Genomic DNA, 18,753 nt, shown 5'->3' with positions numbered 1-18,753 from the left:
ATGGCCGCGCCCGCCCCGATCCCTGCCGCGCTGTACACGCGGACGGCCCACGCCGCAGCGGCCCAGGTGATCCGCCGTTACTCCACGTCCTTCTCCTGGGCCTGCCGCACCCTGCCCCGGCAGGCACGCCAGGACGTGGCGACGATCTACGCCATGGTCCGCGTCGCCGACGAGGTGGTCGACGGCGTCGCGGTGGCCGCCGGGCTCGACGAGGCCGGGGTCCGCGCCGCCCTGGACGACTATGAGCGGGCATGTGAGGCCGCGATGGCGTCGGGCTTCGCCACCGACCCGGTCCTGCACGCCTTCGCCGACGTGGCCCGTCGCCACGGCATCACCCCGGAGCTGACCCGTCCCTTCTTCGCCTCCATGCGCGCGGACCTGGGGATCCGCGAGCACGGCGCCGAATCCCTGGACGCCTACATCCACGGCTCGGCCGAGGTGGTGGGACTGATGTGCCTGCAGGTCTTCCTCTCCCTCCCCGGCACGCGGGCCCGGACCCCGGGCCAGCGGCAGGAGCTGCGCGCGCAGGCCTCCCGGCTGGGGGCGGCGTTCCAGAAGGTCAACTTCCTCAGGGACCTGGCCGCGGACCACCACGAGCTGGGCCGCACCTACCTGCCCGGTGCCGCACCGGGCGTGCTCACCGAGGCCCGCAAGGCCGAGCTCGTGGCCGAGGTCCGCGCCGACCTCGACGCCGCCCTTCCCGGCATCCGTGCCCTGGACCCCGGGGCCGGGCGCGCCGTGGCCCTGGCGCACGGACTGTTCGCGGCCCTGGCGGACCGGATCGAGGCGACCCCGGCGGCCGAGCTGGCCCACCGCCGTGTCCGGGTGCCGGACCGCCAGAAGGCCCGGATCGCCGCCCGCGTCCTGGCACGGGGCCGCCGGGGAGGCCGCCGATGAGCGCCCGGGACACCGCTCTCGGCCCGCGCACCGTGGTGGTGGGCGGCGGGTTCGCCGGACTGGCCACGGCGGGCCTGCTGGCCCGCGACGGGCACCGGGTGACGCTGCTGGAGCGCGGCGCCGTCCTGGGCGGCCGTGCCGGACGCTGGTCCGAGGCGGGGTTCACCTTCGACACCGGGCCCTCCTGGTACCTGATGCCCGAGGTGATCGACCGCTGGTTCCGCCTCATGGGGACCTCCGCCGCCGAACGGCTGGACCTGCGCCGCCTGGACCCCGGCTACCGGGTGTACTTCGAGGGGCACCTCCAGGAGCCTCCCGTGGACGTGCGCACCGGCCACGCGGAGACGCTGTTCGAGTCCCTCGAGCCCGGCGCCGGGCGCCGGCTGCGGGCCTACCTCGACTCCGCGTCCCGGATCTACGGGCTCGCCAAGGACCACTTCCTCTACACGGACTTCCGCCGGCCGGCCGCCCTGGCCCACCCGGACGTCCTGCGCGCCCTGCCGGCCCTCGGGCCCCAGCTGCTGGGGGGCCTGCGCTCCCACGTGGCGGCCCGCTTCCAGGACCCCCGGCTGCGCCAGATCCTGGGCTACCCGGCGGTCTTCCTCGGCACGTCCCCCGATCGTGCCCCCGCCATGTACCACCTGATGTCCCATCTGGACCTCGCCGACGGCGTGCAGTACCCCCTCGGCGGGTTCGCGGCCCTCGTGGACGCCATGGCGGAGGTCGTGCGCGAGGCCGGCGTGGAGATCCGCACCGGGGTCGAGGCGACCGCCGTGGAGGTCGCGGACCGTCCCGCCCCCGCCGGCCGCCTCGGACGCCTGGCCGCCCGCCTGCCCAGGCCGGGAGCAGCCCGCGGGGACGAGGGCCGACGTCGCCGCCCGGGCCAGGCGACCGGCGTCGCCTGGCGGTCCGACGACGGCGCCGCGGGACGCCTCGACGCCGATGTGGTGGTGGCCGCCGCGGACCTGCACCACGTGCAGACCCGTCTGCTGCCTCCCGGCCGGCGCGTCGCGGAGTCCACGTGGGACCGGCGCGACCCCGGCCCCTCCGGCGTGCTCGTGTGCGTGGGCGTGCGCGGATCCCTGCCCCAGCTGGCCCACCACACCCTGCTGTTCACGGCGGACTGGGAGGACAACTTCGGGCGCATCGAACGGGGAGAGGACCTCGCCGCGGACACGTCGATCTACGTCTCGCGCACCTCCGCCACGGACCCGGGCGTGGCCCCGGAGGGCGACGAGAACCTCTTCATCCTCGTCCCGGCCCCCGCCGAACCGGGGTGGGGGCGCGGCGGCATCCGGGTCCGTGACGGCCAGGGCTGGCGGGTGGACCGCGCCGGGGACGCCCAGGTGGAGGCCGTGGCGGACCGGGCCCTCGACCAGCTGGCCCGATGGGCCGGGATCCCGGACCTGGCCGAGCGCATCGTGGTGCGGCGCACCTACGGGCCCGGTGACTTCGCCGCGGACGTGCACGCCTGGCGGGGTTCGCTGCTGGGCCCCGGGCACACGCTGGCGCAGTCGGCCATGTTCCGTCCCTCGGTGCGGGACGCGGACGTGGCCGGCCTGATGTACGCGGGCTCCTCGGTGCGCCCGGGCATCGGGGTGCCCATGTGCCTGATCTCCGCCGAAGTGGTCCGGGACGAACTGCGCCACGACGCGCGCAGGGCCCGGCCCGCGGGCCCCGGGGGGAGCGGCGCATGATCCGCACCCTCTTCTGGGCGTCCCGGCCGGTCAGCTGGGTGAACACGGCCTACCCGTTCGCCGCCGCCGCGATCCTGACCGGGGGGCTGCCCGCGTGGCTGGTGGTCCTGGGCGTCGTGTTCTTCCTCGTGCCCTACAACCTGGCCATGTACGGCATCAATGACGTGTTCGATTTCGCCTCGGACCTGCGCAACCCCCGCAAGGGGGGCGTGGAGGGCTCCGTGCTGGGCGACCCCGCGGTGCGCCGCCGGGTGCTGGCGTGGTCGGTGCTGCTGCCCGTGCCGTTCGTGGCCGTGCTCGCGGGCTGGTCCGCCGTGCGGGGCGAGTGGGCCGCCGTGCTGGTGCTGGCGGTGAGCCTGTTCGCGGTGGTGGCGTACTCCTGGGCGGGGCTGCGGTTCAAGGAGCGGCCCTTCCTGGACGCCGCGACCTCCGCCACCCACTTCGTCTCCCCCGCGGTCTACGGCCTCGTGCTCGCCGGGGCGACCCCCACGCCCGCCCTGGCGGCGCTGCTGGGGGCGTTCTTCCTGTGGGGCATGGCCTCGCAGATGTTCGGGGCGGTGCAGGACGTGGTGCCGGACCGGGAGGGGGGCCTGGCCTCGGTGGCCACCGTGCTGGGCGCTCGGCGCACCGTCCTGCTCGCCGCCGGCCTGTACGCGGCGGCGGGCCTGCTGCTGCTGGCCACCGACCCGCCGGGCCCGCTTGCGGCGCTGCTGGCCGTGCCCTACGTGGTGAACACCCTGCGCTTCCGCCGCGTCACGGACGCCACCTCGGGCGCGGCCCACCGCGGCTGGCAGCTGTTCCTCCCCCTGAACTACGTGACCGGCTTCCTCGTGACCCTGCTGCTGATCGGGTGGGCGCTGACCCGGGGGGCGGCGGCATGATCTACCTGCTGGCCCTGCTGGGTGTCATCGGCTGCATGCTGCTGGTGGACCGGCGCTTCGAGCTGTTCCTGTGGCATCGCCCGCTCCCGGCGCTGCTGGTGCTGGCCGCCGGGGTGGCCTACTTCTTCGCCTGGGACCTGTGGGGGATCGCCGAAGGCGTGTTCCTGCACCGGCAGTCGCCCTACATGACCGGGGTGATGCTCGCCCCCCAGCTGCCCCTGGAGGAGGGGTTCTTCCTGCTCTTCCTCAGCCAGATCACGATGGTGCTGTTCACCGGGGCGCTGCGCCTGCTGCGCGGCCGGCGAGGTGACGCCCGTGCCGCGACGCCGGCCGATCCGACCGACGGGGGCAGCCGGTGACCTTCCTCGACCTCGTCCTCGTCTTCGTGGGCTTCGCCCTGGCCGTGCTCGTGGGCGCCGCCCTCGTCGGCCGCGTGCGGGGCGAGCACCTGCGGGCCGTGGCGGCCACCCTGGTGGCCCTGTGGGCCCTCACGGCGGTCTTCGACAACGTGATGATCGCCGCGGGGCTCTTCGACTACGGCCGTGAGCTGCTGGTGGGTGCCTACGTGGGCCAGGCGCCCGTGGAGGACTTCGCCTACCCGCTCGGCTCCGCCCTGCTGCTGCCGGCGCTCTGGCTGCTGCTGACGAGCCGTGGTCGTGCCGGTCGGCGCGGCCCTCGGCCGGGACGCCGCCCCCACCCGGACGATCGCTGACATGCTGCCGCTGATCCCCGCAGACCTGCTGCGCGCGCTCGGCCTGATCCTCGTCCCGGTCGCGGCGGTGCACGCCGGATGGCCGTCCGCGGCGGCGATGCTGCTCGTGTTCGGCTCCCAGTGGCTCACCCGCTGGCTCGCCCCGGGCGGTGCCCTGGACTGGGCCGCGCAGGCGGTCCTGCTGCTGGCCGGGTGGCTGAGCGTCATCGGCCTCTACCCACGGGTGCCGTGGCTGGACCTGCTCGTGCACGCCGCCGCCTCCGCCGTGGTCGCCTGCCTGACGGCACTGGTGGTGGGGGCATGGCTCCGGCGTCGGGGGACCGAGGCCGGGCAGACCGTGGCGCTGCTCGGCCCGGGCCTGGCCGGGCTGGGGATCGCGGCCGCCGCCGTGGCCCTGGGCGTGGTGTGGGAGCTGGCCGAATGGTGGGGGCACACGGCGGTGACCCCCGAGATCGGTGTGGGCTACACGGACACCATCGGCGACCTCGCCGCCGATCTCGTCGGCGCCGGGATCGGCGCCGCCCTCGCCGTGCGCCGGGAGCGCACCCGGTGACCCCGGCCCGCCCCACGGTCTCCGTGATCGTCCCGGTGCTCGACGACGCCGAGCACCTGCGCGTGTGCCTCGCCCTGCTGGCCGCCCAGAGCCGGCCGGCGCTGGAGGTGGTGGTGGTGGACAACGGCTGCGTGGACGACTCGGCGGTGCTCGCCCGCGCCGCCGGCGCGCGGGTGGTGCACGAGCCGCGCCGCGGGGTCCCGGCCGCGGCGGCCGCCGGCCTGGACGCCGCGGTCGGGGAGCTGCTGGTGCGCTGCGACGCCGACACGCGGATGCCCGCGGACTGGCTCGAACGGATCGTGGCCCGGTTCGACGCCGACCCCGGGCTCGACGCCCTCACCGGGCCGGGGACCTTCCACGACCAGCCCGGCCTCCGGGGACAGGTGCGGGCGGCGCTCTACACCGGCGCGTACCGCTGGGGGGCGGGCGCCGCGGTGGCGGCCACCCCCGTCTGGGGCTCCAACTGCGCCCTGCGCGCCGAGGCGTGGCAGGCTGTGCGGACCCGCGTCCACCGCGAGCGCGGGGACGTGCACGATGACCTGGACCTGTCCTTCCAGCTGGCCTTGGCCGGCCGCCGGATCCGGTTCGATCCGGACCTGCGGGTGGAGGTCGCCGGGCGCATCTTCCACTCCCTGCGCCAGCGGGTGCGGCAGGGCCGGATGGCGGTCACCACCCTGCAGGTCAACTGGGCCCGGCTGTCCCCCGGGCGGCGGTGGCTGCGCCGGGCGGCCCGGTCACGCCCCCGGCCCCACTGGGGGCGTGGCCCCGACGGTCAGTCCCGCGACTGAGCCCCGCCGGCGCCGCGGGCTCGCCTGTCCAACGGGTTGCGACGCAGGGGCAGCCGGTCCACCAGCGGCCGCAGCAGGCCGCGGGTGCGGGGACGCTCGCCGCCGTCGTGCCGGCGCCTGGCCTCGGCCAGGATGTTCGCGGCCATCTCCGGGAACACCACGGCGTGGAAGGGCAGGATGGCGGTCCAGTAGGCGCGTCCGAGCAGGCCGTCCGGCATGAAGACCGCCCGCTGGCGGTAGACGGAGCCTCCGCCCTCCCGCGGCTCGGTGCTCAGCTGCAGCCAGGCCCGCCCGCCGGCCTTCATCTCCGCCCGCAGGGTCAGCCGCCGCCCCGGCTCCACGTCCTCCACCCGCCACCAGTCCACGGCGTCGCCGCGTCGCAGGTGGTTCGGGTCCCGCCGGCCGCGGGTCAGGCCGGGCCCGCCGGCCAACTTGTCCATCAGCCCGCGGATCTTCCACAGCAGCGGGGTCGAATACCAACCGTTGGCGCCGCCCACCGACTCGATCACCGGCCACACCTCCTGCGCGGGCAGGTCGGACTCGCGCTCGCGCTCGTCCGTGTAGACCGTGGTGCCGGCCCACTCGGGATCCGAGGGCAGGGGGGCGGCCGGGTCCGCGGAGCTCTGGAGGTCCGCGTCGAAGGTGACGTCCAGGGGGCCCTCCTTCTCCCGCTTCAGCGCCAGCCGCACGGCGTCCATGTAGGAGGTCAGCCCGCCCGGCGGGTCCGGGATGAGGTCGCGGACCGAGCGGTCCTCCACGACCGCCTCCTCGGCGAGGGATGCGGCCAGGGGCAGGGCCACCGCGACCGGGATGGGGGTCACCATGCCGATCCAGAAGCCCGCCAGGGTCTTCAAGGGCAACGGGGTGGGGATCACGATGCGCCGGGACAGGCCGGCGGCCTTGGCGTAGTCCACCAGCACGCTCGCGAACGGCTGGGGGTGCCCGTTGCCGATCTGGGCCCGCAGCTGCACGGGCTCCGGGAGGGCGCAGGCCTGCAGGAGGTAGTACAGGACGTCGCGGATGGCCAGCGGCTCCACCCGGTTCCTCAGCCAGGACGGGCCGGGCATCACGGGCAGCCGCTCGGCGAGGTGGCGGATCATCTCGAACGAGGTGGAGCCCGAGCCGATGATCACCCCGGCCTCGAACGTCAGTGCCGGGGTCGCCGCCCGCTCGAGACGCTCGGCCACGAGGGCGCGGGAGCGCATGTGGTCGGACAGCTCCGCGACGGGGACCGTGTCCGGGTGCAGGCCGGAGAGATAGACGAGCTGGGCCACGCCGGCCGTGTCCGCGGCGGTGCCCACGATGTCCGCGATCCGCTGCTCCTGGGCCACGAAGTCGCCGCCCCCGCCCATGGAGTGCACGAGGTAGAGCACGGTGTGCACGTCCTGCATGGCGGCTTCGACGAGGTCCGCCTCGGTGAGGTCGAGCTCCACCGCCTCGATGCTGTCCGACCACGGTCGGTCCGCGAGGTCGGAGGGGTTCCGGGCGCCGGCCCGGACGTCGAAGCCGGCGGCGAGCAGCTCGGGGATGAGGCGCCCGCCCACGTAACCGGTGGCACCGGTGACGAGGACGCGACGGCCCCGGCCGTCCGGCAGGGACAGGCCGAGGGGGGAGGTGCGGGACGCCGGCGTGGCACCGGCGCTCTAGGGTCCGGGGCGGGTCGGGCTGAAGGTCTCAGGTGTGCGGACCCGGGGCCCGTGAGTGGGCACGCCGCCGGACCTGCGTCGGTCGGAGCGGGCCCGGCACGGTCCGTGAAAGACTGCTCGCTATGGCCACTGCAGATTCCGGAGACGTCCTGCCGCACCTGCGCACCGAGGCCATCCGCGCCGTCGTCGGGCCCACCAGTGCGGACCGCGGCTTCGCCGTGGCCGCGTCGGGTGCCGTGGGGCGCCTGCGCTATGACGCCGCCACCGGCCGTCTGAGCGCCTCCGTCCAGGGCACCGCGCCCAGCCCCTACCGGGTGCAGGTGCAGCTGCAGGAGGCCTACGACGACGCCGCCGAGGACGGCGCCGGCGCCCTCATGGAGCCGGTGGGCGGGCGCTGCACGTGCCCGGTCGGGACGGACTGCAAGCACGTGGCCGCCGCGCTCTACCAGGTGGTCCGCCTCGACGCCGACCAGGCCCTCGACGACGCCCGCCGCAAGCTCGCCGAGATGGTCACCACGGCGGACGCGCTGCCCGCGCCCGCCGGCCGGGGCCACGACGGCGGCGGCCCGGCCGGCCTCGACGCCCCGGCCGCGGACGGGGCGGCGCCCCCACCCGCTGCCGGCCTGGACTGGCGACGGGTCATGGAGCCGCTGGCCGGGCTCGACGGTCCGCGCCGGCTGGGCACGCCGCCCGCGCTGGCGATCGGCGTGGAGCTCGTGGCCGAGTCCTCCCGCAACGCGTTCCAGCAGTGGGGCCCGGCGACGGCCGGGGAGGAGCAGGTGCGCGAGGGCCGCCCGCTGTACGTGACCGTGCGCCCGCTCAAGCGCGGGGCCAAGGGGACGTGGATCAAGGGCGGGCTGACGTGGAAGGCGTTCCAGTTCCCGCGCGCCGAGTTCGCCCCCGCCCAGGAGCGGGCGATGCGCCTGATCTGGCGTCAGGTCCAGGCCGAGGACTCCTACCCGGGCGACGCCTGGTTCGGTCTGCACGTCTTCGACTCCCCGCGGATCTGGCAGCTGCTCGCGGAGGCCCGCGAGGTCGGGGTGGAGCTCGTGCCGCTGGGGCTGCTGACGGACGTGGTGCTGGAGGCGCCCGCCGCCGTCGGGCTGGACGTCACCGGCGCCCCCGACGGCGGCCTGGACGTGGCCCCGGCCCTCGACCCGGCCCCGCCCGTCCCCGGGCTGAGCGGTGTGCACGCCGTGGGCGGCATCGGCTTCTACCGCGTGGAGCTCACGGACGAGGAGGCCGTGCTCCACCTGATCCCCGCCGAACGCCCCGTCCCCGAGGCCGTGCAGCAGCTCGTGCTCGCCGGCGGGCCCGTGCGCGTGCCCGCCGCGGACCGCGAGGAGTTCCTCGGCCGGATCTACCCGCGGCTGCGTGGCGCCCTGCCCGTGACCAGCGGCGACGCCTCCGTGGAGCTGCCCGAGTTCGAGCCGCCCGTGCTGCGGCTGCGCGCCGACTTCCGGCCCGACCACGAGCTCGTGCTGCGCTGGTCCTGGCTCTACTTCGACCCGCCCCGCGAACTCGGCCTCGACGCCGGCGGCGACCCCCTGCGGGACACCCGGCACGAGGACGCGGTGCTGCGCGCCGTGGCCGAGCTCTGGCCGCGCGCCGGCCGCGCCGAGGAGCAGGTCCTCGAGGGCGTGGGCGCCGCCCGGTTCTCCGAGCAGGTGCTGCCGCTGCTGCAGCGCGCCGACCACGTGCGCGTGGACGTCACCGGCGACCGCCCCGACTACCGCGAGCTGAAGGCCGCCCCGCGCATCGAGGTCGGCACGAAGGCCACGCAGAACGACTGGTTCGACCTCGGTGTGCAGGTCTCCGTGGACGGGCACGTGCTGCCGTTCGTGGAGCTGTTCACCGCGCTCGTGCAGGGCAGGACCACGCTGATCCTCTCGGACGGCTCCTACCTGGGCCTCGACCACCCCGCCTTCGACCGGCTGCGCGCCCTGCTCTCCGAGGCCGCCACCCTGCAGGAGTGGACCCCGGAGCACACCCCCGTCTCACGGCACCAGGTCGGCTTCTGGGAGGACCTCAAGGAGCTCGCGGACGAGGTGGACGAGGACCCGGAGTGGACCGCCGCCGTCGGGCGTCTGGCCGCCGTCGAGCGCCTCCCCGAGGCCCCGCGCCCCGCCGGCCTGAAGGCCGACCTGCGCCCCTACCAGGAGGAGGGCCTGCGCTGGCTCGCGTTCCTGTGGGAGCAGGACCTCGGCGGGATCCTGGCCGACGACATGGGCCTGGGCAAGACCGTCCAGACCCTCGCGCTCTTCGCCCACGCGCGCCAGGCCCGGCCCGAGCGGCCGCCGTTCCTCGTGGTCGCGCCGAGCTCCGTGGTGTCCGTGTGGGCGGCCGAGGCCGAGAAGTTCACCCCGGACCTCGACGTGCGCGTCCTGGACACCACCACCCGCAAGCGCGGCACCGCCGTGGCGGACGAGGTGGCGGGGGCGGACGTGGTGGTCACCAGCTACACGCTCCTGAGGATCGACGCCGGCCAGTACGGCGGACTCGACTGGGGCGGGGTGGTCTTCGACGAGGCACAGTTCCTGAAGAACCGCGCCGCGAAGGTGCACACGGTGGCCCGCGACCTGCGCGCCCCCTTCCGGCTGGCCATCACCGGCACGCCGATGGAGAACTCCCTCAGCGACCTGTGGGCGCTGCTGGGCGTCGTCGTGCCGGGCCTGTTCCCGAGCCACCGCCGGTTCCGCGAGACCTACGTGACCCCCATCGAGACCGGGGGGGACCCCGAGCGGATGGCGGCCCTGCGCCGCCGCGTGCGCCCGTTCATGCTGCGCCGCTCCAAGGAGCTCGTGGCGAAGGACCTGCCGTCCAAGCAGGAGCAGATCCTCCAGGTGGAGCTCGAGCCGGCCCACCGCAAGCTCTACGACCGCGTGCTCCAGCGCGAGCGCCGCAAGGTGTTGGGCCTGCTCGGGGACATGGACGGCAACCGGTTCACCATCTTCAAGTCGCTCACGCTGCTGCGGATGCTCGCGCTGGCGCCGCAGATCGTCGACGACCAGTACGCCTCCGTGCCCAGCTCGAAGCTCGAGCGGTTCCTCGACGACCTCACCGAGGTGATCGGCGAGGGGCACCGCGTGATCGTGTTCAGCCAGTTCACGAGCTTCCTGCGGGTGATCGCCGAGGAGCTGGACCACCTGGAGATCGAGCACGCGTACCTCGACGGCTCCACGCGCGGGCGCGCCGAGGTGATCCGTGGCTTCCGTGAGGGCGAGGCGCCGGTGTTCCTGATCTCCCTGAAGGCGGGTGGCTTCGGCCTGACCCTGACCGAGGCGGACTACGTGTTCCTCATGGATCCGTGGTGGAACCCCGCCGCGGAGGCGCAGGCCGTGGACCGGGCGCACCGGATCGGGCAGGAGCGGACCGTGATGGTCTACCGGCTCGTGTCCGAGGGGACGATCGAGGAGAAGGTGCTCGAGCTGCAGCGGCGCAAGGCCGAGCTGTTCGGCGCGCTCATGGACGAGTCCGACGACTCCGGCGCCGGCGCCTTCACCGACTCCCTCACCGCCGAGGACATCCGGGAGATGCTCGGCGCCGAGGAGTGAGCGCTGCGCGAGGCGCGCCGGACGTTTTCGTTCGGGAAACGGCGGCGTGTCGCGACGTTTTCGTTGACGAAACGGCGTCCCGCCCGGCCGTTTCCTCAACGAAAGTCGCCCCCGAGGCGCCGTTTCCCGAACGAAAGCGGGGGGTAGCCTCGGGCCATGCGTCGCCCGTCCCGGTCCAGCACCGCCGCCCCCGCCTTCGCGCCGTCCGCCCGGTCACAGGTGCCGCCGTTCACGGTGATGAGCATCCTCGGCCGGGTCGCCGAGCTGCGTGCCGCCGGCCACGACGTCGTCAGCCTGTGCGCGGGGGAGCCGGGCGGGGGCGCCCCGCCCGCCGTCGACGCCGCGGCCGCCGCCGTCCACGCCTCCGGCCGTGCCCTCACCTACACCCCGGCGCTGGGCCTGCCGCAGCTGCGGGCCGCCGTCGCCGGCCACTACCGCCGCTGGTACGGGCTCGACGTCCGCCCCGAGCAGGTCGCGATCACCACGGGCTCCTCGGGGGCGTTCATGCTCGGCTTCCTCGCGGCGTTCTCCCCGGGGGACCGCGTGCTCCTGCCGCGCCCCGGCTATCCGGCGTACCGCAACATCCTCGCGGCGCTCGGGGTGGAGGTGGCGGACGTGGACGTCGACGCCGGCACCCGCTACCAGCCCACGGTCGCCCACCTGGAGGCGGCGCTCGCGGAGGGCCCGGTCGCGGGGCTCGTGCTCGCCTCCCCGGCCAATCCCACGGGCACGATGGTCAGCGCCGACGAGCTCGCCGAGCTCGCCCGCTGGTGCGAGGAACACGGTGTGCGGCTCGTCTCGGACGAGATCTACCACGGCATCGTGCACACGGACGGGCAGGGGCCCGGCGCCTGCGCATGGCGCACCTCCCGCACCGCGCTCGTGGTCAGCTCGTTCTCCAAGTACTGGGGCATGCCCGGCTGGCGGCTGGGCTGGATGCTCATGCCGGACGACCTCGCCGCCGCGGTCGACGGCCTCGCCGGCTCGGTCGCCCTCTGCCCGCCCGCTGCCGCCCAGGAGGCGGCCGTCCACGCGTTCACCGAGGAGTCCTACGCGTTCTGTGCCGAGCAGGCCGGCGGCTTCACGGCGACGCGCGGCGTCGTGCTGGCCGCCCTGCCCCGGCTCGCCTGGGCCGACGCCGCCCCCGCCGACGGCGCCTTCTACCTCTGGGCCCGTCTCGCCCCGGGCATGCTGGCGGAGTTCGGCAGCGCCGTCGGCTACTGCGCCGCCCTGCTGGAGGAGGCCGGCGTCGCGCTGACCCCGGGGGACGACTTCGACGCCGTCCACGGGCCCGAGTCCGTCCGCCTCTCCTTCGCCGCCGGCTCGGACGCCGTCCACGAGGCGCTCGAGCGGATCGCCGCCTGGCATGCGGCGCGCGGCTTGGCCTGACGGGCCCCGCCGCGCGCCGCACCGGCCGGCGCCTCAGCCGCCCAGCCGGTAGTGGCGCTCAAGCGGCGTGCCGTTGACGGCCCGGTCGCCGAGCAGTCGGGCGCGGTAGATCAGCGGGTTGTGGCTGGCAAGCACCCGCGCATTGCGCCAGTGCCGGTCCAGTCCGCGCGTGCGCAGCGTCGCGGAGGCCCCGCCCACCTCGAACAGGCGGGTCGCCGCGTCGAGGGCGTCACGTGCCGGTTCCCGCGACGGGGGCGCGCCGTCGGCGCCCTCGGGATGACGAGCCGCACCCGCCGTCGTATTGCGAATGATCCGCAACAGTCGTTACTGTGAATCAGTCGCATCTTCTCGCCCTCGTGAAAGGCTCCCCGTGTCCCACTCCGCCCCGCAGCGCCGTGCCGCGCGCGCCGCCACCTTCTCCGCCACTCTCGCCGCCGCGGCCATCGCCCTGACGGCGTGCGGCGCGGACGCCGACCCGTCCGGCCCGACGTCGGCACCCGCCTCCGCCTCGGGCGGCGCCGAGTCGCCGGCGGGTGAGGCGACGGCGGCCTCCTCCGTCTCCGCGGAGGACCGCGTCGACCCGACCAAGACCACCGAGGTCTCCGCGGTGACGCCGCGCATCCTGCTCTCGCACGAGGACGGGCTCACGCTGCTCGACGCCGAGTCCGGTGAGGTGGTGAAGGAGCAGGACATCACGGGCTTCAAGCGGCTGAGCAACGCCGGCAACGGCAAGGACGTCCTGGTGACCACCGGGAACGGCTGGGAGGTGTTCTCCACCGGCATCCAGGCCAAGGCCCACGGCGATCACTTCCACAACTACGAGTCCGCGCCCGGCATGACCGGCGTGACGTTCCCGGGTGAGCATCCCGGCCACGTCGTCACCCACAACGGCAGGACCACCCTCTTCGCGGACGGCACGGGCGCGATCCGCACCTTCGACTCGACCCACCTGGACAAGGCGACCCCGGACCTCATGCCCGTCTTGACGGAGGCCGAGACCGAGGACCCGCACCACGGCGTGGCGCTCGAGCTCTCCGACGGCACCCTCTTCACCACGCAGGGCACCGAGGACTCCCGGAACACGCTCCAGGTGATCGACCCGAAGACCGGCGAGGTCACGGCCGAGACCGACGACTGCCCCGGCAGTCACGGCGAGGCCGCGGCCCAGCCGACGGAGGCGGGCGACGTCGTCGTGATGGGCTGCGAGAACGGGCCCGTCGTGTACCGGGACGGCGAGTTCCACAAGGTGGACGTCGAGACCGAGTACCAGCGCTCCGGGAACCTGTTCGGGCTGCATGACTCGCCCATTGTCCTGGGTGATCACAAGGTCGAGGAGGAGCCGGAGGAGGCCGTCGAGCGGCCCACGGCGATCGCCCTCATCGACACCCGCACCGATGAGCTCACCACCGTGGACCTCGGCTCCTCCTACTGGTTCCGCTCGCTCGGCCGCGCCGAGGACGGCTCCGCGGTCGTGCTGACCTACGACGGCGAGGTCACCGTGATCGACGAGGAGACCGGTGAGGTCACCGCCGAGTACCCGGTGATCGAGCCGTGGAAGGAGAAGGACGAGTGGCAGGAGCCCGGTCCGATCCTGAAGGTCGCCGGGAACACCGCCTACGTCACCGACGCGGAGGCCGACAAGCTCGTGGCCGTCGACCTGGAGACCGGTGAGACCGTCCTGGAGAAGGACCTGGAGTTCGCCCCGGTCGAGATGGCCGTGGTCACCGGCCAGCCGGAGTCCGTGAAGCCCGAGGAGGGCGCGCACGGTGACGAGGACCACGACGACGACGGCCACGAGGGCCACGACCACGGCGCCGAGCCCTCGGAGGGCCACGAGGGCCACGACCATTGATCGTGTGACGAGACTCCGGCCGGGCGCCCTTCGTGGGGAGGGGTGCCCGGTCGGCGGCCGGGGGCGTCGTGGGGACGCTGACGGCCAGGGCCGGCACCTGCCGCCGGCCCGTGGATGGAGGAGGGCGGGGTCGCGTCGTGGGGACGCGGCCCCGCCCGCCTGTCCGCAGGCCCCGCTCCGGGAGGGCCTGCCGGATCCAGGAGGGCCTGCCGGAGAGGATGCCCCGGGGATGGTGGGGTCAGTCGGCCACCGGATCGTGGTCCGTGATCACGCTCAGGCGGTACCGGGTGCCCTCGGGGACCTCGGCGCTCACCACCAGGTCCTCCGCGTCCGACTCCGGCACCATGACGACGTATCCGCCGCAGCGGTCCGACCACCCCAGGGGTTGGTAGGCGGCGAAGCCGTCCGCCCCGAGGATGCCCACCGAGGACGGGCCGGCGTCCGGGTCGTCGCACAGCAGCATCAGGCGCAGGGTGCCCTCGGGGCGTTCGCCGCCCATCGCCGCGCCCCCCTCCCCGGGGGTCTGGAGGCCCTGCAGCTCGGAGGCGATCACGTTGACGTCCGTCGTGGGCGTGCCGGGCAGCTCGACGCCCTCCAGGGCCCGGGCCAGGGGGTCCTCCGTCGGACTGCCCGCCCGGTGCGTGACGGCGGCCTCCGGGAGGGCGGCGAGGAAGCCCTCGCTCAACGGCAGAGCCCCGTTCCTGGCGGGATCGGCGCCCTCGGGCACGAACCCGGCACCGGCGGTGGAGCCGCCGCCCGAACCCTGCGTGGCGCTCCCGGAGGCCGGCGCCGGAGTGCTCGGCGCCGTGGTGCCGGAGGCTGGCCCGCCCGCGGACGGCGTGGTGGTCTCGGACGTGCTCGACGGGGACGGCGTCGTGTCGGAGGACGCCGCAGGGGAGGGTGTGGTGCCGGACGCCGTCGCTGGGCCCCCGCCGCCGGAGCAGCCGGCGAGCGTGAGGGCCAGGGGGGAAGGGGGTGAGGGGGTCAAGGCGGACCTCCGTCGGTCGGGGGAGCCCGTGCTCCCGGACGCCGGCCCGACCGGTCGTCGTGCAGTGCGTGAGGGGAGACTATGCATCGCATGGGTCCCCGTCTAGCCCCCGGTGTGAGGGACGCCGGATGTGCGCTTCGCGCGCGGCGGGGAGGAGTCCTCAGGCGGCCGGTGCCTGACCCCGCACCTGCCGCAGCACCTCGGGGGCGACCGCCGCGGCCCAGTCCTCGTAGCCGGCGCCGTTGGGGTGGAACAGGTCCCGGGCCAGGCGGCTGACCTGGTGCCTCAGATTCCGCCGCCACGTGGCCGCGTGCACGTCCGCCACGCCGAGGCCGTGCCGGGCGGCCACCCGCCGCACCACCGTGTTCGCCCGGCGCACGCGGGCCTCGAACGGCGGGATGCGGAACGTCGGGACCAGGCCCAGCGTGGCGCCGGCGGGCAGGGCGCGGGCGATCGCCTCGAGGGGCTCCTCGAAGGCGGCCTCGCGGAACCGCCAAGCCCAGGTGACGTCGTTGCCGCCGACGACGCACGTCACCGCGTCCACCCCGCTCGCCGGCATGAGGGGCAGCTGGTCGGCGAGCACGTCCTTCGCCATGGCCCCGCTGACGGCGAGGTTCACCACCCGCACGGGCCGGCCGGTCTCGGCGGCCACCCGCTCGGCCACCTGGGCCACGTACGTGCGCTCCACGCTCTCGGCCCCGATCCCGACGGCGGCCGAGTCGCCCAGCACCACCCAGGTGAGCGCGTCGGGGTCCGCGCGGGCGGCGAGGGCGTGCCAGTGGGCGCGGTAGTCGGCGTCGTGCTGGGCCTGCCAGCCGGAGGGGGAGGGCATGCGCGCCAGGCTACCGGCGCCCTGACGTGCGGACACGCGGGAGGGCCTCGACTCGGGCCACCTCATGGGCCAGGATTCGGCCATGACGCTCCTCCGGGCCGTGGGCCGCTTCTACGGACGCTACGCGCAGTTCGGCGGCCGGGCCGGGCGCGCCGAGTTCTGGTGGGTGGTGCTGTACCTGTCCCTCGCGTCCCTCGGCATCACCCTCCTGTTCGGGGCGCTCGGGGCGGACACGACGACGGCCGCCCCCTCCGCCGTCGTGTTCCCCGGCTTCGCGGTCAGCGGTCTCAGCGTCCCCGCCGTCGACTCGATGACCGAGGCCTACCAGGCCTTCTCGGGGGTCTGGGGCCTGCTCCATCTGGTGCCCGCCTGGGCGCTGACGGCCCGGCGCCTGCACGACGCCGGGCTCAGCCGCGCCTGGCTGCTCCTGGCGCTGCTGCCCGTGCTCGGTGCGATCGCCCTGCTGGTGATGGTGCTCCAGCCCTCGGATCCGCGGGTGGCCGCGGAGGCCGCCGCGCCGAGCGGTCAGTCGTCGACGACCTGAACGTCCACGCGGATGTTGCCGCGGGTGGCGTTGGAGTAGGGGCAGACCTGGTGGGCGGCGTCGGCGAGCTGCTGCGCCTCGTCCTGGGGCAGGTCCGGGATGACGACCTCGAGGGTGACGGCCAGGCCGAAGCCCTCGCCGGCCTTGCCGATCGAGACGCGGGCGCCCACGGAGGAGTCGCCGAGCTTCTTCTTGGCCTGGCGGGCGACGCTCTGCAGGGCGGAGTGGAAGCACGCGGCGTAGCCGGCGGCGAAGAGCTGCTCGGGGTTGGCGCCGTCGCCGCTGCCGCCCATCTCGGCGGGGATCGCCAGGTCCATGTCGACGCGGCCGTCCGCGGTCCGGACGTGGCCGTTGCGGCCGCCGCCCGTGGCGATGGCCTCGGTGGTGTAGAGGGGCTCGATCTCGATCACGGTGTGCTCCTTGACGGTGTCTGGCCCGGGGTGCCGGGGGCCGCTCGACGGCGGCCACGGTCCAAAGTAGTCCGCGATCAGGTTGTGTGCAATCCAGTTGTCTGCGGGGTAGGTTGTCCGGGTGGACGTCACCCCCCTCGACCTCGACCGCCAGCTGTGCTTCTCCCTCTACCGCGCCAGCCGGGCGGTGACCCGCGCCTACCGGCCCCTGCTCGAGGAGCTGGGCCTCACCTACCCCCAGTACCTCGTGATGCTGGTGCTCTGGCAGGAGGACGGGCCGGTGGGCGTGAACGACATCGGCGCGCGCCTGGGACTCGACAGCGGCACCCTCACCCCGCTGCTGCGCCGCCTCGACCACGCCGGCCTGGTCACCCGTGCCCGCAGCGCCGACGACGAGCGGCGTCGCCTCATCTCCCTCGCCCCCGCCGGCCGGGACCTGCGCGAGGCCGCCGCCGACATCCCCGCACGCATGGCCGACCTCTACCCCGGGCCGGCCGGACAGCGGGAGGAGCTCAAGGCCTTCCTGGACGAGCTGGCCGCGGGACTCGACTGAGCCGGGGCGCGGGCGGGGGCGCAGGATCCCCGCGACCGCCTGCTGTGCTCAGGACCGCGTCATGAGGACGCGGTCCTGAGCACATCGAGCGGTCTTCTCAGGACGCCGCCCGGGCCACCACACCGCCCCGCCCCGACCGCACCGGCGCGGTGCGGCGGTACCAGTCCAGGCAGAAGACGGCGATCAGCACGAGGTCGATCCAGTCGCCGCCGTAGTACATGAGCTGGGCGCCGGCCTGGGCCTCCGCCACGCCCACGCCCGCCGGCGGATGCGCGTAGACGTGCTTGGAGAGGATCGCGTGCAGCGCGAGGAACGCCACGAGCACACCTGCCCGCAGCGGGTGTCCGTGCGGGTGCGGTGCCGGGTCCACCTGCAGGATCGCGGCGGTGAACACCCACCCGGCCAGCAGCACGTGCACGTGCACCAGCAGATGCCCCACCGCGGAGGCATGCATCCAGGCGTGCAGGGGTGTGGTGTAGAGCAGCCACAGCCCGCCGATGTTCAGCAGCCCCGCCACCACCGGGTGCGAGACCACCCGCACGTACGGCGTGGACAGCACCCGGGACAGCCGCCGCGCCCACGCCACGGGCAGGCCCCGCAGGGCCACGGTCACCGGCGCGGACAGCACCAGCAGCAGCGGGGCGAGCATGCCCAGCAGCAGGTGCCCCCACATGTGGGCCGTGAAGTCGTGGTGGCCGAGCACCCCCAGCGGTCCCACCGCCACGACGCCGGCCACCACCCCCGCGGCCGCGCTCAGGGTGCGCGCGTCGGACCAGGCGCGGCCCCGGCGTCGTCCGGCGCGGACCAGCGCCGCATAGGCGACCAGGAACAGCAGGAGTCCGCCGCCGATGACGACGCCGGCCAGCGGGAACGGGGCGCTCGCCGCCTGGGCGCCGAGCTCCGCCCCGATCCCGCCGGGGTGCTCATGCACGGGCGGCCGCCCGGCGGGAGCCGCGCCGCCACGCCAGGGTGCCGATCATGAGGAAGGCGATCGCAATGGCCATCCACACGAGGTCGTACACGAGGATGTCGTCCACGGGCGCGTACGGGCCGGTGCCCTGCAGCTCCGTGGGGATGACCTCGTACCGGATCTGGTGGATCCTCATGAGCTTGTGCTGGACGGTGCCGTCCCACGCCTGGAACGCGCCCGCGCCGATCAGCACCGCCGGCCACCACCGGCCGACGCCGGGGCCGCCGCGGCGTCGCACGTCCGCGAAGAGGAACAGCCCGGCCACGGCGGCGAACCAGCCGAAGGCGTGGAAGAGTCCGTCGGAGACCAGGCCGACGGCCGCGGTGGACAGGTCGTAGAAGTGGTGCCAGTGCAGGAGCTGGTGCAGGACGACCTCGTCGACGAAGGCGGCCACGCCCACCCCGAAGAGGATCCCGGACAGCAGCAGGCGGCGGTGGAGGTCGGGGGCGGGGCGGCCGACGGGCCGAGCCGTGACGGAGGGGGAGGC

General features: G+C 74.9%; 18 protein-coding genes and 1 pseudogene. 12 read left to right on the top strand and 7 right to left on the bottom strand.

Annotated elements, in window-relative coordinates:
• Genes J1M41_RS07230 through crtX form a run of 7 tightly spaced genes read left to right on the top strand, consistent with a single transcriptional unit; the run spans position 1 to position 5,528 of the window.
• Positions 1-897: a squalene/phytoene synthase family protein gene (locus J1M41_RS07230; protein ID WP_113914447.1), complete on the top strand. Its 897-nt coding sequence runs from the start codon at positions 1-3 to the stop codon at positions 895-897.
• Positions 894-2,594, top strand: a complete 1,701-nt coding sequence (gene crtI, locus J1M41_RS07225) for a phytoene desaturase family protein (RefSeq protein WP_113914446.1) — start codon at positions 894-896, stop codon at positions 2,592-2,594. The genes J1M41_RS07230 and crtI overlap by 4 nt, the downstream gene beginning before the upstream one ends.
• Positions 2,591-3,475 carry a prenyltransferase gene (locus J1M41_RS07220; RefSeq protein ID WP_036384345.1) on the top strand — a complete coding sequence of 295 codons (885 nt, stop codon included), beginning with the start codon at positions 2,591-2,593 and terminating at the stop codon, positions 3,473-3,475. The genes crtI and J1M41_RS07220 overlap by 4 nt, the downstream gene beginning before the upstream one ends.
• Positions 3,445-3,834, top strand: a complete 390-nt coding sequence (gene crtYg, locus J1M41_RS07215) for a C50 carotenoid gamma-cyclase subunit alpha CrtYg (protein ID WP_036314902.1) — start codon at positions 3,445-3,447, stop codon at positions 3,832-3,834. Before J1M41_RS07220 ends, crtYg begins: the two co-directional genes overlap by 31 nt.
• Positions 3,831-4,187 (top strand): C50 carotenoid gamma-cyclase subunit beta CrtYh, encoded by a 357-nt coding sequence (crtYh, locus tag J1M41_RS07210; protein ID WP_036384348.1) that lies wholly within the window; start codon positions 3,831-3,833, stop codon positions 4,185-4,187. The genes crtYg and crtYh overlap by 4 nt, the downstream gene beginning before the upstream one ends.
• Position 4,188: 1 nt before the next feature.
• Positions 4,189-4,740 (top strand): hypothetical protein, encoded by a 552-nt coding sequence (locus J1M41_RS07205; RefSeq protein ID WP_180949560.1) that lies wholly within the window; start codon positions 4,189-4,191, stop codon positions 4,738-4,740.
• Positions 4,737-5,528 (top strand): C50 carotenoid glucosyltransferase CrtX, encoded by a 792-nt coding sequence (gene crtX / locus J1M41_RS07200; protein WP_206451450.1) that lies wholly within the window; start codon positions 4,737-4,739, stop codon positions 5,526-5,528. Before J1M41_RS07205 ends, crtX begins: the two co-directional genes overlap by 4 nt.
• Here the strand turns inward: crtX and J1M41_RS07195 are convergent.
• Positions 5,513-7,129: an SDR family oxidoreductase gene (locus tag J1M41_RS07195; protein ID WP_241247839.1), complete on the bottom strand. Its 1,617-nt coding sequence runs from the start codon at positions 7,127-7,129 to the stop codon at positions 5,513-5,515. The genes crtX and J1M41_RS07195 overlap by 16 nt on opposite strands.
• 167 nt (positions 7,130-7,296) lie before the next feature.
• On the opposite strand from J1M41_RS07195, the gene J1M41_RS07190 reads away from it, so the two are divergent.
• Positions 7,297-10,728 (top strand): SNF2-related protein, encoded by a 3,432-nt coding sequence (locus J1M41_RS07190; RefSeq protein ID WP_044659277.1) that lies wholly within the window; start codon positions 7,297-7,299, stop codon positions 10,726-10,728.
• A 156-nt stretch (positions 10,729-10,884) separates the two neighbouring features.
• On the top strand, positions 10,885-12,117 hold the full coding sequence (locus J1M41_RS07185; RefSeq protein WP_206451449.1) for an aminotransferase class I/II-fold pyridoxal phosphate-dependent enzyme: 1,233 nt from the start codon (positions 10,885-10,887) through the stop codon (positions 12,115-12,117).
• Between the two features lie 33 nt (positions 12,118-12,150).
• Here J1M41_RS07185 and J1M41_RS07180 read toward each other — a convergent pair.
• A pseudogene (locus tag J1M41_RS07180) lies at positions 12,151-12,342 on the bottom strand (acyl-CoA dehydrogenase); the annotation flags it as partial.
• 145 nt (positions 12,343-12,487) lie between these two features.
• Here J1M41_RS07180 and J1M41_RS07175 point away from each other — a divergent pair.
• The gene (locus tag J1M41_RS07175) at positions 12,488-13,969 is read left to right on the top strand and encodes a PQQ-binding-like beta-propeller repeat protein (RefSeq protein ID WP_206451448.1); all 1,482 of its coding nucleotides are present in this window, start codon (positions 12,488-12,490) and stop codon (positions 13,967-13,969) included.
• Positions 13,970-14,207: 238 nt separating this feature from the next.
• Here J1M41_RS07175 and J1M41_RS07170 read toward each other — a convergent pair whose 3' ends face one another.
• Both J1M41_RS07170 and J1M41_RS07165 read right to left on the bottom strand, forming a co-directional pair.
• Entirely contained in the window at positions 14,208-14,654 is a 447-nt protein-coding gene (locus J1M41_RS07170) for a hypothetical protein (RefSeq protein ID WP_049145741.1), read from the bottom strand.
• A 463-nt stretch (positions 14,655-15,117) separates the two neighbouring features.
• Positions 15,118-15,789 (bottom strand): SGNH/GDSL hydrolase family protein, encoded by a 672-nt coding sequence (locus J1M41_RS07165; protein ID WP_010080009.1) that lies wholly within the window; start codon positions 15,787-15,789, stop codon positions 15,118-15,120.
• Positions 15,790-15,871: 82 nt separating this feature from the next.
• On the opposite strand from J1M41_RS07165, the gene J1M41_RS07160 reads away from it, so the two are divergent.
• On the top strand, positions 15,872-16,333 hold the full coding sequence (locus J1M41_RS07160; RefSeq protein ID WP_134377374.1) for a DUF805 domain-containing protein: 462 nt from the start codon (positions 15,872-15,874) through the stop codon (positions 16,331-16,333).
• Here the strand turns inward: J1M41_RS07160 and J1M41_RS07155 are convergent.
• Positions 16,315-16,734, bottom strand: a complete 420-nt coding sequence (locus J1M41_RS07155) for an organic hydroperoxide resistance protein (protein WP_205521359.1) — start codon at positions 16,732-16,734, stop codon at positions 16,315-16,317. The genes J1M41_RS07160 and J1M41_RS07155 overlap by 19 nt on opposite strands.
• A 130-nt stretch (positions 16,735-16,864) precedes the next feature.
• Here J1M41_RS07155 and J1M41_RS07150 point away from each other — a divergent pair, with 130 nt between their 5' ends.
• Positions 16,865-17,296, top strand: coding sequence for a MarR family winged helix-turn-helix transcriptional regulator (locus J1M41_RS07150; protein ID WP_012751108.1), 432 nt, complete (start codon positions 16,865-16,867; stop codon positions 17,294-17,296).
• Positions 17,297-17,393: 97 nt separating this feature from the next.
• On the opposite strand, the gene J1M41_RS07145 is transcribed toward J1M41_RS07150, so the two are convergent.
• Both J1M41_RS07145 and J1M41_RS07140 read right to left on the bottom strand, forming a co-directional pair.
• Positions 17,394-18,227: a cytochrome c oxidase assembly protein gene (locus J1M41_RS07145; protein ID WP_010080013.1), complete on the bottom strand. Its 834-nt coding sequence runs from the start codon at positions 18,225-18,227 to the stop codon at positions 17,394-17,396.
• Positions 18,220-18,753 (bottom strand): DUF2243 domain-containing protein (locus J1M41_RS07140; RefSeq protein ID WP_241247828.1); only part of this gene is annotated, 534 nt, incomplete at its 5' end. The genes J1M41_RS07145 and J1M41_RS07140, both read right to left, overlap by 8 nt.

Origin of the sequence: Micrococcus sp. KRD096 (assembly GCF_017168495.1) — a bacterium.
Classification (GTDB): domain Bacteria; phylum Actinomycetota; class Actinomycetes; order Actinomycetales; family Micrococcaceae; genus Micrococcus; species Micrococcus luteus.
Note: the sequence above shows the minus strand (reverse complement) of the source record. Positions and strands in the feature narration are given on the sequence as shown.